Annotated in this window: 16 protein-coding genes and 1 pseudogene; 2 read left to right on the top strand and 15 right to left on the bottom strand. The window is 28.0% G+C overall.

The window, feature by feature from the left end; translation table 11 throughout:
• Positions 1–123: 123 nt before the first annotated feature.
• The 8 genes from LEBU_RS05690 to LEBU_RS05655 all read right to left on the bottom strand — a co-directional run bounded on the left by LEBU_RS05690 (position 124) and on the right by LEBU_RS05655 (position 7,979).
• Entirely contained in the window at positions 124–501 is a 378-nt protein-coding gene (locus LEBU_RS05690) for a hypothetical protein (RefSeq protein ID WP_015769388.1), read from the bottom strand.
• A 13-nt stretch (positions 502–514) separates the two neighbouring features.
• Positions 515–895 carry a hypothetical protein gene (locus LEBU_RS05685; RefSeq protein WP_015769387.1) on the bottom strand — a complete coding sequence of 127 codons (381 nt, stop codon included), beginning with the start codon at positions 893–895 and terminating at the stop codon, positions 515–517.
• Between the two features lie 166 nt (positions 896–1,061).
• Entirely contained in the window at positions 1,062–2,273 is a 1,212-nt protein-coding gene (locus LEBU_RS05680) for a pyridoxal phosphate-dependent aminotransferase (protein WP_015769386.1), read from the bottom strand.
• A gap of 111 nt (positions 2,274–2,384) precedes the next feature.
• Entirely contained in the window at positions 2,385–3,335 is a 951-nt protein-coding gene (locus LEBU_RS05675) for an N-acetylmuramoyl-L-alanine amidase (RefSeq protein ID WP_015769385.1), read from the bottom strand.
• On the bottom strand, positions 3,332–3,997 hold the full coding sequence (locus tag LEBU_RS05670; RefSeq protein WP_015769384.1) for a hypothetical protein: 666 nt from the start codon (positions 3,995–3,997) through the stop codon (positions 3,332–3,334). The genes LEBU_RS05675 and LEBU_RS05670 overlap by 4 nt, the downstream gene beginning before the upstream one ends.
• Before the next feature lie 4 nt (positions 3,998–4,001).
• On the bottom strand, positions 4,002–6,008 hold the full coding sequence (locus tag LEBU_RS05665; RefSeq protein ID WP_015769383.1) for a tetratricopeptide repeat protein: 2,007 nt from the start codon (positions 6,006–6,008) through the stop codon (positions 4,002–4,004).
• 188 nt (positions 6,009–6,196) lie between these two features.
• Positions 6,197–7,078, bottom strand: a complete 882-nt coding sequence (locus tag LEBU_RS05660; RefSeq protein WP_015769382.1) for a hypothetical protein — start codon at positions 7,076–7,078, stop codon at positions 6,197–6,199.
• 4 nt (positions 7,079–7,082) lie between these two features.
• On the bottom strand, positions 7,083–7,979 hold the full coding sequence (locus tag LEBU_RS05655) for a hypothetical protein (protein ID WP_015769381.1): 897 nt from the start codon (positions 7,977–7,979) through the stop codon (positions 7,083–7,085).
• A 211-nt stretch (positions 7,980–8,190) separates the two neighbouring features.
• On the opposite strand from LEBU_RS05655, the gene LEBU_RS05650 reads away from it, so the two are divergent.
• Both LEBU_RS05650 and LEBU_RS05645 read left to right on the top strand, forming a co-directional pair.
• Positions 8,191–9,117, top strand: a complete 927-nt coding sequence (locus LEBU_RS05650) for a toxin-antitoxin system YwqK family antitoxin (RefSeq protein ID WP_015769380.1) — start codon at positions 8,191–8,193, stop codon at positions 9,115–9,117.
• A gap of 102 nt (positions 9,118–9,219) precedes the next feature.
• Positions 9,220–9,588, top strand: coding sequence for a hypothetical protein (locus tag LEBU_RS05645; RefSeq protein WP_015769379.1), 369 nt, complete (start codon positions 9,220–9,222; stop codon positions 9,586–9,588).
• Positions 9,589–9,784: 196 nt separating this feature from the next.
• Here the strand turns inward: LEBU_RS05645 and LEBU_RS05640 are convergent, their stop codons facing one another.
• The 7 genes and pseudogenes from LEBU_RS05640 to tnpA all read right to left on the bottom strand — a co-directional run bounded on the left by LEBU_RS05640 (position 9,785) and on the right by tnpA (position 16,255).
• Positions 9,785–11,116 (bottom strand): FAD-dependent oxidoreductase, encoded by a 1,332-nt coding sequence (locus LEBU_RS05640; RefSeq protein ID WP_015769378.1) that lies wholly within the window; start codon positions 11,114–11,116, stop codon positions 9,785–9,787.
• 262 nt (positions 11,117–11,378) lie between these two features.
• Positions 11,379–11,537: a hypothetical protein gene (locus LEBU_RS12000; protein ID WP_015769377.1), complete on the bottom strand. Its 159-nt coding sequence runs from the start codon at positions 11,535–11,537 to the stop codon at positions 11,379–11,381.
• A 56-nt stretch (positions 11,538–11,593) separates the two neighbouring features.
• The gene (asrC, locus tag LEBU_RS05635) at positions 11,594–12,568 is read right to left on the bottom strand and encodes a sulfite reductase subunit C (protein ID WP_015769376.1); all 975 of its coding nucleotides are present in this window, start codon (positions 12,566–12,568) and stop codon (positions 11,594–11,596) included.
• A gap of 41 nt (positions 12,569–12,609) precedes the next feature.
• Positions 12,610–13,488, bottom strand: a complete 879-nt coding sequence (gene asrB / locus LEBU_RS05630; RefSeq protein WP_041760565.1) for an anaerobic sulfite reductase subunit AsrB — start codon at positions 13,486–13,488, stop codon at positions 12,610–12,612.
• Positions 13,485–14,645, bottom strand: a complete 1,161-nt coding sequence (locus LEBU_RS05625) for a 4Fe-4S dicluster domain-containing protein (RefSeq protein ID WP_015769374.1) — start codon at positions 14,643–14,645, stop codon at positions 13,485–13,487. Before LEBU_RS05625 ends, asrB begins: the two co-directional genes overlap by 4 nt.
• 60 nt (positions 14,646–14,705) lie before the next feature.
• Positions 14,706–15,470: a formate/nitrite transporter family protein gene (locus LEBU_RS05620; protein WP_015769373.1), complete on the bottom strand. Its 765-nt coding sequence runs from the start codon at positions 15,468–15,470 to the stop codon at positions 14,706–14,708.
• A 277-nt stretch (positions 15,471–15,747) separates the two neighbouring features.
• Positions 15,748–16,255, bottom strand: a pseudogene (tnpA, locus tag LEBU_RS05615) (IS200/IS605 family transposase).
• Positions 16,256–16,339 lie beyond the last annotated feature (84 nt).

The following is a 16,339-nucleotide window of genomic DNA, read 5'->3' as shown; positions in this document are numbered from 1 at the left end:
CCTATTTTTTTATAAATTAAAATATCTTTCAAAACCCAATTAGTACTAAACTTTATTTAAAAATATTATTTTCCCTTTAATAAGCATTCATAGATTTCCAAAAATTTCCTTTTGTAATAAAGTTTAAAATCTAATTTTAGATAGTATATCGTTAAAAGTTATTTCCTTATTGTAATAATCTAGTTTTTCTAACCATATTTCTAATTCTTTCTTTCGTTTTTTAAAAATTTCCAAATCTTTTTTATTTTCTGATATAATTCCTTCAAAATGCTCAAGAGAATTGCATAATTCATAATAACCGCACAAAAAATTATATTTTAAATTATTCTCTAATGAAATAGACCAATTAAATGGAATTTTTGATTTTTTTACTTCAATAAAAACTTCTGAAATCCATTTTACTTTATTTTCTTCTTCTATTAAATAATATGTTTTCTTATTATCATTAAAATAACATATTCCCATTACTAAATAGTCTATATTTTTGTATATTATTTTCATATAAACTCCTTATTTATTCAAATTCATATAACATATCATTAAAAATTTTGCTATAATTTAAAATTTCATCATAATATTCTAAATTTTCTTGCCAATTTTTTTTCATTTCATCAGATTGTAATTTTGTATATTCTATAGCTCCTTTTCCTTCCCAATGGTAAGCAGCATACACAAGGTTTTTCGTTAATTTTGGTGGACCTATAATTATTTTACACCATTCTTCATTTATTACTTTCCAATGCCAATCAAAAGGTATTCTTCCATTAATAATTTCTAATTCTGTATCCAAAACTTCAAAATTATCATATAATAAAAATAATTTTTTTAAACTGCTTAATATGATAATTCCAAAAACTTCATAAATCATTCCAGTTTTTTTTAATTTTACTTTCACCGATTATTTTCACTTCCAACTTTTTATTTTAAAATTATCTATTTATGTGATTTTCTATTTTTTTAACAAACATTCTTCATACTATTTTAATATACAAAATTAGACTTGCCTTCGTAATCACAAAAAGATTCCATAATTTTGAATTATCAAACAAGTCTATTAAAAATTATTTATTCAATTTATTATACTCTTCTAATGCCTTTTCCAGCACCTTCATTCCATTTTCAATTTCAATCAAATTATGTGTACAAAACGAAAATCTAGCTTCTTTTGTACCTTTCCCCGGCGTTGTATAAAATCCTGGTCCTGGTGCAAATGATAACGTCTGATTTTCATATCTAAATTCTGTCAGTAACCAAGTAGCAAATTTTTCGATATCATCTACTGGCAATTCTGCTATCAAATATAATGCGCTGCTTGGTTTGTAAGTTATAACTCCTGGTATTTTTATAATATTATTATAAATCATATCTCTTCTTACTTTGTATTCTAATTTTGTATTGTCAATATAAGTATCTAAAGTATTAATTAAGTTTGTACTTGCATATTGCTCAATTGTAGAAACTGATAATCTTGCTTGGCAAAATTTTAGCGCTTGTGCCATAAAATCTTTATTTTTAGAGGCAATAACTCCTATTCTAGCTCCACATGCGCTATAATGTTTTGAAATACTGTCAACTAAAACTACTCTATCTTGAATTTCTTCAATGGACATAAATGACTGGTAACTTTTTTCAATTTCTTCATCATAAATAAATTGTCTATAAACTTCATCGGTAATAATAAACAAGTCATGTTTTATGGCAATTTCCTTTATTAACTCCATTTCTTCCTTTTTGAAAACAATTCCAGTTGGATTACTTGGATTTGAAAACATTATTGCTTTCGTTTTTGGAGTAATTAATTTTTCTATTTCTTCTTTTTCTGGTAAATGATAATGATTTTCAATTGAAGTTTCAATCGGAACTAATTTTGCATCAGCAATTCTCAAAAAACTATCATAATTTGTATAATATGGCTCTGGAACCAAAACTTCATCTCCTGGATTACAAATGGTTTCTAATGTAATCTGGATAGCTTCGCTCCCACCTTGAGTAATTAAAATTTCTTCAGGCGAAACATCAATTCCAACTTTTGCATAAGATTTTGAAAAAGATTCTCTTAATTCGATTATTCCTGCTGAATTTGTATATTTAACAATTTTTTCCTTATAATTATTTAATCCTTCAAAAAACGTATCTGGCGTTTCCACATCAGGCTGTCCTATATGTAACTGATATACTTTAACACCAGATTTCTTTGCTTCATCAATATACGGCACTAATTTTCTAATTGGTGAATACTGCATATTTAAAACTCTGTCTGAAAATTTTTTCATAGTATAATTTTCCTTTCTGTTTCTGTATTAGTTTGAAAATTTTATTTTAAAATGACACTGTTATAAATGTGAATGCAAGGAAATAACAAAACATCATTCCTTGCAAAAAAATTATTTATTATATTTATCATTTAATGCTTTCAAAATTGCATATGTTTCTAAATCAAGTTTCCCATCATATTTAGACGGTCTGAAATGATATTGAAATGCCTTTATTATATTTTTTGTTTGTTCATCCCATCTTCCAGTTTGATTCACTGCATATCCAAATTTACTAAATTCAGCTTGAACTGTCGCTGCAGGTATAGTATCCCAAGTACTTGCATATTGACTTTCATACATTGATTTACTTGAACTGTCATACCACATTCCTATGTTATATTTTTTATTTAGTTCTTCCCATGGGAATAATGGACCTGGATCAGGCTTTCTTTGTGGAGCAATGTCAGAATGTCCCAAAATATTTGTTGGTGGAATTTCATACTTATCAATTAAATGTCTCACAAGCACTGCAACTTCCTTTATTTGAAAATCCTTAAATGGTTCAAATCTTCCACTTACATCTCCATTATTAACAATTTCAATTCCAATTGAACTATCATTTAAGTTTTTAGTAGTTTTCCATTCACTTGCCCCAGCGTGCCATGCCCTTTTATTTTCATCAACTAAATAAAAGACAGGATCATTTTTTTGGTCTGATACCAAGTAATGAGAACTTACGTCATTACCCGTCAAGGCTCTAAGCGATCCATCTCTATTTACCGCTGTATAATGCAGTATTATAAATCGTTGTCTATAGTTTTGCCCTTTTGAAGTGTATGACGAGTCTACCGTTATTGAACCAGCGGAATTGCTGATTGTTTCAGTCCCGCCTTTTCTTGCTGTTGTATTGCTACTGTTTCGCGATTCATTAGTTCTGCCCTGTCCATTGTCAATACGTATTTCTATTGGTGGTTTTTTAACTTCTGAACCACTATTGCTATTATCGTTATATGCGTTCAATATATTTCCAATAGATAATACTGATATTAAAAATAATAGTTTTTTTATATTTTTTTTCATTTTTTTAAACTAATCCTCCTTATTTTATTTTTTGTATCTTGTTTGTCTTTTTTACTATTTTCTGAAAAAACATAATAAATAATGGCAAAAATAGAAATAATAATTCTCATAACTGCTGTTATGTTTGTATCAAAGTCCAGCCATATCATTACTGAAATTATAACATTTAATGCTGATATCAAAATCAGGAAAACATTTCTTCTGCTTACCGCAATAAATATAAATATTATTGAAGAAAAGATAAACAGAACTCTCGTTCCTCCAAAAAACAGAAGATATGAACCTACAGTTGAAACTACATCATTCATATAAGGTGAACTTTGCAAAATAACACGTGAAATATTTACACAGATTAAGGTTGCTAAAAAAATTATAGAGCAGATTATTAAATCTATTTTATCTTTTTTTATTTCTTTCTCTTTCATTTCCTTAGTTTTAATTTTATTATTCTTATTTTTTTCAATACTTTTATTTTCTAAATCAAAAACTGAATATAATAGCAAAATCCAGAAAACCACTTCGATAACGCCAAGTTCAGTTGTTATATGAAAAATTTTATTATTTGTGTATTCACGAAAAATTGAATTATAGAAATTATAATTTACAAAAATATATAAAAGAGAAATTATTATTGAAAATCCTTTTTTTAAATAAAGAAACATAAAGTTAATCTCCCGAAAATTTATTTATCCAGTTCAAATAATTTGAATCTGTAATATTTAAAGCCTCTATATTAGCTTGAAAGTTCACATCATCATCATATATTTTGAAAATAATTGGTGCCAATATTTTTAACGTCTGAGTTTCAAAGATGCCATGAATGTTCATGCTGTAAATAAGTGGTTTTTGAAACTTCAGCAGCTGGCTGTTCGTCTGTTTTATCTCATATAAAAGTGATAACAGATTTATTTTCTTTAAATCGTTATTTCGGTCTTCAAGCACAGCATCTATCTGATCTGAAAGCAACTTTTTGTATCTCCACGATTGATGTTTTTTATGAGGCTTGCTCTGTATTAAAAATTTCATCTTTTGTGAAAACAAAACTAAATTATTCAAATTTTTTTCATATTTTATAGAAAAACTTCTTTCAAAAAAGTTATTTACTGATTTTAATAAATCATTTTGGACATTATAAATTGTATTTTCATCATAAATTTTATTAATTAAGCTTGATTTATGCTCATTAAATGTGTCATATAAATAAATTTCAATTTCATATTTTTCAACATTTGGCATTTTAAGAATATTTCCAGCCAAAACAAAATTTAAATTATTATTCTGCCTACGTATCAGTTTCATATAATCTGTACTGTATCTTTTCTTTGATATGAAAAGACTTTCACCACTATAGGCAACTGCCAGCTGATAATTCAGATTTGTTTTATAATGCAAGTTTTCATTTAAATATAAAGGCAGTGAAACAGCTAAATTTTCAGCCAGTTCTGATTTTTCCCCAATTGATGTAAAAGTTAAAATAAGAATATTGGGCTTTATACGTTTATTTTGATTTAACATAAATTCAGGACGGTTAAATTCATAATACCATAAAGGTTTATTTGTTGAAAAGAATCTATTTTTATTTTGTTTTTCATCATCACTTTTATTTTCATTCTTAACTTTTGCTTTCCAGAAATATTCCTCATAGTACATAAATTTTTTATAATGTTCAATCCATGGAAACTTAGATGTAAATTTACAAAGTTCCAGCCCTTCCTTATACATATTCTTTACTTTATAATACTTTAATACATTTAATGCAGTATAAACATTATGTTTTTCAGGATTATAATATGTAATTACATATTGTTTAAACTCCTCATACAGTTCATTTAAAATATAAATACTTGATGTTATATACATTACTTCAGAATTATATCCTGACTCTTTAAGAGCCATTAACAAGCAGGCATTTCCTGATTCCTTGTCATTTTTCTTGAAATAAACTACCGCCTGCATCATTTTAGCACGCCAGTTTCCTCTTATTGCAGAAAGTTTTTCCAGCTTATTTTCATATTCAGTCTTACTTCTCTTTTTTACAATATCAAAGTATTTTTTAAATGCGGTAGCTGAATTTGGATTAATTTCGAGTGCCTCATAATATTTCTTTTCTGACTCTGATGATTTCCCAAAAAGCTCCAATGCTTCCGCATAGGCTATACAAAGAGCTTCTGTTGAGTTATTGACGTTCCAGTTTTTTTCATACAGTTCTACTGCACTTTTATACGCTCCCGTCTTTATATGATATGTTCCGAGAAGAATTAATTTTCTTTCAAAATTTTCATCAGATGCATAAAATCTTAATACAGCTTCCTTAATCTCAGGATAAATCTCCTTTGAAAAGGCATCTTGTATTATAGGATATAACCCGTCCATATTATTCCAATATTTTTTTATTGATGGATATAATTTTTTTTCAAGCCAATCCTTTTTGGGCATTTTGAATTCTTTTCCAAATTCATCGTAATAGGAAATTTCCTTGAAATCATCCGCATAGTTGTCATTTTCAATAGGTTCCGAATCATTGTTTGAACTTTTATTTACATTTATATTTATATTTTTGTCAGGAATTTCCTTGTTAATCTGATGGTTATTAATTTTAATTTCATTATCGACATTATTTTCTTTATTCTTATTTTTATTCTCAGAAGATTTAAAAAAATCAAAAATCCCCATATATTTTTCTATCCTCCTATCCCAAAAATTATTATTTTATAGAAATATTTTTAAATTGATATCCCTATAAGTTTATCATATACAAATTATAGCACAATTTTTTTATTTTTGTTATATATTTTTTAAAAAAAATCTTAAAAAAGTGAGATTATAAAAATCCCACAGTTTTAAATTAATAGATTTCATTTTTAATTATCATTTTCTTCATTTTTACAATCTATTGTTTCACTTTCCATATCTAGATTTGAATCACTATTAATATTTTTTTCTTCTTGATTCTTCAAATAATCATATTCCACATTTAAAAATATTGAAATACTTAAAACCTGAAAATATATTGCCCAAAATACGAATCCAATTATTGAAGTAACTGTCGTTATAATTTCTATCTGATAATTTATTCCGAATATTTTGGAAATCCCTAAGGAAATTATGAATACAAACACAATGCTTATTAGAATAAAAATTACTTCAGGAATAATTTTTCTGAGTCTATTTGCTTTTGATAATTGATGACTATATTCTATCGAATCCATAATTTTAAAATCACGAACATAATATGTTTCAAAATATAGAAAATATTTAAAAAACATAGCTATCAGAACTATTTTTAACATTAAGTCAATAAAATTTAAATGAAGCAAATTCAGCTCTAGACTTACTACAAGAAAAAATGTTACGAGACAATACTGTATTCCAATAAATTTCAACATCTTTAAAAAGAATTTTTTAAATTCAAAACTATTTTCAGTTCCTTCGATTCCCATTACTATTTTTTTAAAATAATATCCAATTAAAAATGAATGACCTACTGACAAAATTAGCTCCAAAATTAACAACATCATAACAAGAAATGCAATTTTTACTTCTCTATACTTGACAACTAATGCCATTAAATATTTATTAAAAATATCCAGACTTGTTATTAGCATTAGCAATAAACATGTCGAAAATACTAGTAACTTGTTATTTTTTAAAAATTCCTTATATATATCAAATGCAGCCTTAAAATATTCTATTAGATCAAGTTTTCGTTCAAACAGTTTTTCCTGTATACTTTCCAAATTCATAGGTTTATTTCCTTTCTAAATTTTTATTATGTTTTTTGACATAATCATATTCCACATTTAAGTATATTATAACGCTTATTGTTATTATAAAAATGATTAACAAGCTAGAAATAGTTCCAATTATGATAGATATTGGAAATACTGCATATATTGGTAAAAATTTTAAAAAACTTAGTGAGACTATTATGGCAATATTAGAAAACGGACTTGTTAATATGAAATTTACTGCCGCAAGTGATACAACTGGAATTAAAATTCTTAGTCTATTACCCTCCAATAATTTTAAATTTAACCTAAATGCTTCCTGTACTGAAATACTTCTAATGCAATATATCTGTACAAAATAAAAAACATTTGATATTAAAAATATTATTGCACCAAATACTACTAAGGACAAGATTGCAACAACTATTTCAAAAATTATCAAAAATAGTTCATAACCTACATACAAAGGTCTTGCGATTTCAGCGCCTAGCCACCACATTCCAAATATAGCTGCCTGAAAATTAGCAATTATACCGAAAATTATCTCAGCAGCCACTAGATATGCAATTACAAGTATTGCTATAATTATCAGATATTTTTTCATTATATCCTTTAAATTATACTCAAATATTTTATTTTCAATTTTATTTCCAATTTTTATAATTGAGATTATGCAAAATATTCCAATATATATTGTTGCTACTATATTGGGAATAAATATTAAAAATTTGTAATCATATATTCTATTTTCAATTATATTTGAAAATAATTTCCAGATATTTGCAATAACAAAAAATATTGTCCATAATTTATTTTCATTTATAAATACTTTCAAAATTTCAAATGCCATTGAAAAATATTTTTTTGTTTCTAATTTTTTTTCATAAAGTTCTCTCTGAAAATTCTCAAATGCCATGCTATCACTCCTTTTTTATTTAATATTTCTGTTTTTCTTTCACCTTTTTAAAAAAAACTATTATGTATTAGTAATTATAGCATATTTTATTTCTTTTTAAAAATATTTTTAAATTTTTACAAATTTTACAAAAATATAACTTCTAAGGAAAATATAATTTTAAATTGTTATAATAAAAATGATATTTAAAAACTAAAAAGAAGGAGCTATTATGTTAAAATTATTTAAGCAATCAAGAAAATCGATAATAATTTTATTTTCGTGCATATCTACAGGTATTTTTTCATCAGCTGCAACTGTAAATAAAAATATTCCTGTCAAAAGAAGTAGTGAATATACTTCACAGTCTTCACGCGCATTAAGTTCATATTACAGTACTGTTGCTAATGTTACAATTTCTGGAAATTATGCAACTTTAAAAGATACTGGTCAACCATTTACTGGAACATATGTTGAATTTAATAAAATTGGTCGAGCACAAGCAGTAAGAAACTACCAGAACGGAGCATTAAACGGACCTATGTTTTCATACTATGACAATGGTAATATATCAAAAGTGGCTAACTATATAAACGGTATAAGAGAAGGCGAAGATATTGATTTTTATGGGAATGGTAATTCCCGAACAATTAGAAATTACAAAAACGGTATGCTAAATGGGGATGGGTATGACTTTGATGAATTTGGAAGACTAACTTCATCAGTACAGTATGTAAACAACGCCAGAAATGGAAAGGAACTAAAACTTTCAAACGGAATTGTTACAAATGAAAATACCTATGTCAATGGACAATTAAACGGAAAAACTAAATTTTATTATTCTAATGGAACCGTACGTGTGGATGGAAATTATACCCGAAATTTAAGAGATGGAAAATGGACTTGGAACTATGAAAATGGTACAAAAAAATTAATCGAAAATTATAAAAATGGTACAATTACAGATATTATAGGTTATTCCAGAACAGGTGTAAAAGAACGTGAAATGAAGCTAGATAATGGAAGTGGTACTTTTACTCAATTCTATGACAACGGGAAAATAAAGACACAAGGAACTTTAAGACATTATCAGCCTTATGGAACTTGGACTTTTTACAGTCAAGAAGGTTATGTAACCGATACTCAAGGATTTTATTAAAAAGACTTGATTTATTTATTTTATAGTGTATAATATTAGTGTGGTTCAACTGTTAATAAAGGAAAGAAGAAAAAAATTTTACTTAGAAAAGTGGTGATAATTATGAAAAAAATGCTATTTATTTTAACATTTTTAATAAATGTTCTAAGTTTTTCAGCATTAAAAAATGGTATTTATTCTGTTGAAAAAAAATATGACGGTAACTGGAGTTCATTTGTAAAATTAACCATAAAGGACGGAAAAATAATTGGTGCCCAATATGACAGAAGAAACCAAAATGGAGAATTATTCTCAATGAGTCAATCTTCATTTAGAGACGTCTCTCTTGAAATATCAAGAAATCTAGTAAATACTCAAAATGTAAACTCCGTAACAGGAAAAGATGCAAAAGCTCTATCAGAATTTAAAGAATTGTCGAATTTTTTGATTAACAAAGCTAATAACGGAGAAGTTGGAGAATTTAAGATGTAACGAGAACCATCGCATAAGGTAATAAAATTATCAATTATAAATTTTTTATATTTTACTATTTTTATAAAACTAATAAACTAACCTAAAAAGATATATGATTATTTGTATAAGATACAACAAGATATAATAAAAGGAGTTTTCTCATTCTTCTCTGAGACTGCTCCTTTTTTAATTAATTTTTTTTCTAAAAATTTTTCTATTTTAAAGAATTTAATCCTGCTAAATTCAAGAAGTTCCAAGGCTTGTTATAGTGAGGTTGGAAGAAGAAGTCTACAAATGCCAATTCTTCTACAGTCATTTTATTTTGAATACATACTGACAATGTGTTAATTGATTGTGTTAAGTCAATTTTAGAAGTTAACTGTGCTCCTAAAATTCTTCTACTATTTTTTTCAAATACTACTTTTAATGTTACTTTTTCATAAGTTGGCATAAATTCAGGACGGTAATTGTCAACTGCAATTACGCTTTCAACCTCTATTCCTTCTTCTTTTGCACTTTCTTCTGTTAATCCAGTTGCAGCCATATTGTTTTCATAAATTTTAATTCCTGAAGTACCTTGTGTCCCAAGATGTTTAACTTTATTTTCAAGCAAGTTTATACCTGCTAATGTTCCCATTCTTACAGCGTTTGTTGCAAGTGGAATATATCTTTCTTTTTGCAGCGGATTATAGAATACTGAACAGCAGTCTCCTGCAGCCATAACGTCTTTATTGCTTGTTCTCATATATTCGTCAACTTTAATCGCTCCATTTAGAAGCATTTCAAGCTGTCCTTTAAACAATGAAGTGCTTGGCAAGAATCCAACACACATAATTACCATATCTGCTTCATATTCATTTTTATCAGTAACTACTTTTGTTACATTTCCATTGCTTCCTTCAAATTTAACAACTTTTTCCCCAGTCGCAATTACAATTCCTCTATGTTTAAACGATTCTTCAGCAACATCTGTAAATTCCTTGTCAAAATATTTGCTCAAAATTCTTTCCTCTGCATCAACTAAAACAACTTCTTTCCCATTATCTCTAAATGCTTCAACAAGTTCCACTCCAATGTATCCTGCTCCAACAACAACCACTTTTTGTGAATGTTTTGCTCTTTCAATAATTTCATTTGAATGATTATAATTTTTACAAAGCAAGATATTATTTAAATCAATTCCTTCAATTGGTGGAATAATAGGCCAAGAACCAGATGTGATAATCAATTTGTCAAAAGTTTCATTAAATTCAATTCCAGTTTCCAAATTCACAACTCTTACTTTTTTACCTTCAATATCAACATTCTTTACTTCATGTCTCATTCTAGTGTCAACATTTAATTCTCTTAATTTTTCAGGTGAACAGTAAAACAGCCCTTGAGGATCTTTTACAACTCCTCCTACATACAAGGCAATTCCACAAGATAAGAATGAAATATTATCATTTCTCTCAAATACTGTTATCTCCGCATTAGGATTTATCTTTCTCAAATTTAAAATTGCCGCTGTACCAGCGTGTGTACATCCAATTACAACTACTTTCATCTATTTCCTCTCCTTCAATATATTCATATTTTAATTTTTAAACAAAATTTATAATAATTGTTAAATCAAATTATTTTTTTCTCAATCTATTTAATTATACTACATTTTTAAAAAAAATCAATAGTATTTTGAAATTTTTACAAATTTATATTTAAATAAAATTATTTTTAAAATAAAAAGACTACTTCAGAATTTCATTTCCCAAAATAGTCTCTTTCTAAATTTAATTTTTAATATCATAAATTACAATATTTTACAAATTTTATTCTTTAGTTTCATCATCATTATCTTTATCCTGATGCTCTTCGTATTCGTCATATTCATCATACTCATTGACTTCACTAGGATCTTCACCATGATAATCTTTTTTGTTAAAATCTTTTTTATATTTTTTGTATTTATCCATCCAAGATGAAGACATACAAACCACCCTTTCTTGTATTTTTTATTATTTTTATTAAAAGTTAATCTTAATATTTATAATATTCCTTGATATTTTATACCTTTCCAGTACACATTATTTACAATTACAGCTTCTTCTGGAAGATTAACATCTTTTAATGCCCATTTTTTAAACTCTTCAAAACCTGTTCTGTCAACAATGTAACCAATATGTTCTTTTGGCAGACTTCTGTCGATATATTTGTCAACATATTCGTAAGTATTTTTTATAATTTTTATTATTGATTCTTCATCTGCCCAGAATAACCAGTCTTCTGCCAATCTTGGATTTTGTTTTCCACTTCTTCCCATTATTGCAAGTTTATAATATTTTTTAGGGGATCTTGTCCATGCTCCTGTTGGACAGTTTAAGACACATTCTCCACAACCTATACATCTTTGATGATCTCTTACGGGTTTATAGTTTTTATATGAAATTGCTCCTGTTGAAAGCTTTTTACATTTTCTTTCACACATTCCGCAAGAAACACATTTAGATTCATCAAGTTCAGGTTTTGCCATTCCAATTATTCCAAAATCATGCATTCTCACTTTTTGGCAATCATTTGGACAGCCTGTTAATGCTACTTTGAAGTGAAAATCATTTGGAAATATTGCTTTTTCGATTTTTTTGGCAAATTCTGTTGTATTATAGGCGCCTTTTGGACACACTTTGTTTCCGATACAAGCGGCAATATTTCTTGTACCAGCAGCAGCATATCCTTTATCTTTATCCTTGTAATTAATTTCCAATTTTTCCATGATTGGTTGCACCATCTTATTTACTTTCTCAATATCATTCCAAGAAATTCCCAATACTTCAAAACCTTGACGAGTTGTAATATGAACATTTCCATCTCCATAAGTATTAGCTATTTTTGCAACCATTTCCATTATTTCCCCAGTAATTGCTCCTCCTGGCACTCTCACACGCAATGCTGTTTTAGATCTGTCCTTTGTTACCCTGAATGCATTTTTGGTAACAATTTTTCTATTTAAATCCATGCTCATTGTTTTTACCTCTTCTTTTGTTTTTTCTTAAAATTCATATCTTAATCAAGTAATTTTTTTGCAAAATCATATCTAAATACTGGCCCTTCAAGGCAAATATATGTTTCATCAATTTTACAATGCCCACATTTTCCAACGGCACAGGACATCTTTCTTTCAAATGAAACCCATATTTTTTCAGTTGGAATACCTGTTTTTAGGATTTCAAGGCAAGAAAAATGCATCATTACTGGAGGGCCTACAACAATGTATTCAACTTCATCCATATTTTCAGGAATTTTTAAATCAGGAATGTATTTGGTAACCATTCCTTCGTGAATTTCGTCTTCTGTTTTTCCAATATTTCTTGCTGTTTCTACATTATCCAATGTTACAAGTATTTCAATATTTTCTCTCCAACGTGAAAATTCCTCTTCAAAAATAATACTTTCATAATTTTTATATCCAACAATAATTTTAAAGGACTTCATTTCATCAGGATGCTTTGTAAAATATTCGATAATTGGGCGAACTGGAGCAATTCCACTTCCTCCAACAACCATTACAATATGCTTATTTTTATATTGTTCAATTGGAAAGCCGTGTCCATAAGGTCCTCTCAAAAAAATTCTATCTCCTGTTTTCAGTTCAAAAATCTTGTCTGTAACTTTTCCAACTTTTCTAATCAGAAAATCAAGATAACCTTCCTCCAAGTCAAAATTCGCAATAGAAATAGGGGCTTCTCCAACTCCTGGCAATGAAACCTGCATAAACTGTCCAGCTTCTACACTTCCCTTTTTATATTCTACACGAAATAGCCATTCTAGCTCAGTAACTTTTTCAATAAACAAAAGTTTGTGAACAGTCGGTAAATATACATTCATATCCATTATAGCTTGTTCATCCATATTTATTGTATTTAATGTGTTAACTGTACTCATTCTGATTCTTCACCTCTTTTTTCAGCCGAAATTCTTTTTAGTTCAGCACTTAACTTGTTTATGCAATTTGAGAATGAAATGTATTCAGGACACGCATCATCACATCTTCCACACCCTGTACACATCTGATATCCAAATCTCTTTTTAAAATCAGATATTTTGTGCATTACCTTAAATCTCATTCTATCTCCATGTCTTTGTCTGAATGAATGACCCCCAGCCATATCTGAAAAGCCATTTACGTGACATGAAGCCCATACACGCCGTCTTTCTCCATTATTTTCATTTTCACTGTAAAAAACATCTTGCGTAGTCGTACATGTACAAGTTGGACAAACAAAGTTACATTTTCCGCAGGCTATGCAACGGCTGTCGTATTCACGCCATAAATCCAGATTTATTATATCTTCAAGCTCAATATTGTCAGGAATATCCACATGAATTTCATTATCTTCTACGAATTCCATTTCAAATTCAACATTTTCCTTTATTTTATTATTATTATTTTCAGCAATTATCTCTTCAAGATATTTTTTCATTTTCTCATCTTTTACATCTAGATACATTTCATTTATTTTATTCTCATCATCGTTTCCATTATTTTTCTCAGCAATAAGTTCGTTAAAATAAACCTTCAGTTCATCATCTTTTATATCGGCAAATATTTCTTCTTCTGTAACTTTTATTCCAATATTGTATTCATCAGTTTTGTTAGTTCCCATATCTACACAAAAACAGTTCTCAAATGAATTTGGACATCCAAACACTACAAATTTAACTTTATCTCTAACCCTCTTGTAGTAAATATCCAAAAATTTATTATTCAAGTAAATATCATCAACTCTTTTGACACCATGTAAATCACAGCTTCTAAGAAATATAAGATATTTTTGTTCCTGTTCTTTGGGCATCTTGCATCCTTCTTCTGTAAAATAAAACATTGTTTGTGTTATTGGCAACATTATTTCTTTTGCTGAAAAATGAGATTTTTTGTCAAAACATATTTCATCAATTTTTTCAATTTCAGAATATCTGATTACAGAAGTATCTGAAAATGTACCACGAAATGGTATCTCAATTGGAGCATATATCTTGTATTCTTTTTTCAGCTTTTCAAGTGCCAGATTAAAATTTTCACGATTTAAACTGATTTTCATTTTCCCTCCTAAATTTTACTTTATCTCTCCATTTAAAAATTATTTTTTTTATTTAAATTATTATTTATCCTTTTTTGCTAAATAATAGCAAGCAAAACCAACAAATGCTCCACCAACAATATTCCCCAATGTTACAAATAATAAATTATAAAAATAACCATTTAATGTTATTTCTTTTGCTCCATTGTATATTATCCCCATCATTAAAAGAGTCATATTAGCAACACTGTGCTCAAATCCAGCAGTTATAAATGCAAATAAACACCAGAATACCATTATTAGCTTAGCAGTTTCCTCTTTTAATTTTATTCCAGCCAGAACCGCAAGACACACAAGAATATTACATAAAATTCCTTTAAAAAACAGTTCGTGCGGCAGTGCAGTAATTTTTGCCTTTGAAACCTTTACAATAAATTCTACAACAGGTTTTGAAGCAGAATTTGAAAATACATATGCTATTGCAAGCATAATTGATCCTACGATATTTCCCACATAAGATGCTACCCACATAAGAATCATATCCTTAAAACTTATTCCCTTGTTTAAAAACCCTGCTACTCCAATCATATTATTTCCTGTGAAAAGCTCAGTTCCAAAAACAACTACAAGGCTAAGCGCTATCCCAAAACTAACTCCCATAAGAATTTTGTTAGTCGGCAAGCCACTGCTAACACCTCCTACTGTGAAAGTCAATAAAATTCCTATCCCAATAAACATTCCAGCCAAAAATGCAGACATGAAGTACTTCCCTTTACTTTCCTTTAAAAACCCTATTTTACCTTTTGCAGCATTTGTTACTAATTCTAAAGTTTCTTTATTTCTCATTGTTAAATGATTTCTCCCTTCTTTATTCTTATAAATTTTCACTTGTGAAAAATTTCTTCTTAATTTTACTTAATAAATTATCACATAAAAAACTAGAAAAGTCTACTAAAAAAATAATTTTTTTATATTTGTAATCATAATAGTTTGAAGTCCTAAGTAAAAGTGAATTGAGTCAAAAATAAATGTAGTCAAGACCACCCTTCAAAAGGGTGGCTTGCTCTACGGCTATAAGCCGTCGGGTCTCCTACTTCGCCTAAAGACGATACTTGACCTTCGTTCAAGCTACTGTTGTATTTGACTCGTTGCTACCTCTTAAAGAGGTAGCCGTACTACTTGCTACCCTTAAAACTTCATATTCCTTTACACTTAACTTGTCCATCGCTATATCATGTTTCTCCTGTTCGGCTATATATTTTTTTATTGTCGCTTCATTTAAGCCTACTGTACTTACATAATATCCTTCTGACCAGAAATGTCTGTTTCCAAATTTATATTTCAAGTTTGCATGCTTATCAAACATCATCAATGCACTTTTTCCTTTCAGATATCCCATAAAACTTGATACACTTATTTTTGGTGGTATGCTTACCAGCATATGCACGTGATCTTTCATCAGATGTCCTTCGATTATTTCAACTCCTTTATTCACATAATCTTCTTAAAATTTCTCCCACACTTTTTCTGTATTGACTATATATAATTTTTTGTCTATACTTAGGTGTAAATACTATATGATACTTACACATCCATTTAGTATGAGACAGGCTATTAGTTTTATTAGCCATATAAACACCTTCCTTTCATTAATAGTAGCTTGAACAACTCTATTATAATGGAAGGTGTATTTTGTTGCAAACTTACGTTTCCGC

The sequence above is a fragment of the Leptotrichia buccalis C-1013-b genome (assembly GCF_000023905.1).
In the GTDB taxonomy this organism is placed as follows: Bacteria; Fusobacteriota; Fusobacteriia; order Fusobacteriales; family Leptotrichiaceae; genus Leptotrichia; species Leptotrichia buccalis.
This window is presented reverse-complemented; position numbering and strand designations above follow the sequence as displayed.

Bases quoted from the DNA above. Each gene is read 5' to 3' on its own strand.
- LEBU_RS05625 (WP_015769374.1), bottom strand. From the start codon at position 14,645: ATGAAAATCAGTTTAAATCGTGAAAATTTTAATCTGGCACTTGAAAAG.
- LEBU_RS05690 (WP_015769388.1), bottom strand. From the start codon at position 501: ATGAAAATAATATACAAAAATATAGACTATTTAGTAATGGGAATATGT.
- LEBU_RS12000 (WP_015769377.1), bottom strand. From the start codon at position 11,537: ATGTCTTCATCTTGGATGGATAAATACAAAAAATATAAAAAAGATTTT.
- LEBU_RS05620 (WP_015769373.1), bottom strand. From the start codon at position 15,470: ATGAGAAATAAAGAAACTTTAGAATTAGTAACAAATGCTGCAAAAGGT.
- LEBU_RS05645 (WP_015769379.1), top strand. From the start codon at position 9,220: ATGAAAAAAATGCTATTTATTTTAACATTTTTAATAAATGTTCTAAGT.
- asrC (WP_015769376.1), bottom strand. From the start codon at position 12,568: ATGAGCATGGATTTAAATAGAAAAATTGTTACCAAAAATGCATTCAGG.
- LEBU_RS05675 (WP_015769385.1), bottom strand. From the start codon at position 3,335: ATGAAAAAAAATATAAAAAAACTATTATTTTTAATATCAGTATTATCT.
- LEBU_RS05640 (WP_015769378.1), bottom strand. From the start codon at position 11,116: ATGAAAGTAGTTGTAATTGGATGTACACACGCTGGTACAGCGGCAATT.
- LEBU_RS05670 (WP_015769384.1), bottom strand. From the start codon at position 3,997: ATGTTTCTTTATTTAAAAAAAGGATTTTCAATAATAATTTCTCTTTTA.
- LEBU_RS05660 (WP_015769382.1), bottom strand. From the start codon at position 7,078: ATGAATTTGGAAAGTATACAGGAAAAACTGTTTGAACGAAAACTTGAT.
- LEBU_RS05665 (WP_015769383.1), bottom strand. From the start codon at position 6,008: ATGGGGATTTTTGATTTTTTTAAATCTTCTGAGAATAAAAATAAGAAT.
- LEBU_RS05655 (WP_015769381.1), bottom strand. From the start codon at position 7,979: ATGGCATTTGAGAATTTTCAGAGAGAACTTTATGAAAAAAAATTAGAA.
- LEBU_RS05650 (WP_015769380.1), top strand. From the start codon at position 8,191: ATGTTAAAATTATTTAAGCAATCAAGAAAATCGATAATAATTTTATTT.
- asrB (WP_041760565.1), bottom strand. From the start codon at position 13,488: ATGAGTACAGTTAACACATTAAATACAATAAATATGGATGAACAAGCT.
- LEBU_RS05680 (WP_015769386.1), bottom strand. From the start codon at position 2,273: ATGAAAAAATTTTCAGACAGAGTTTTAAATATGCAGTATTCACCAATT.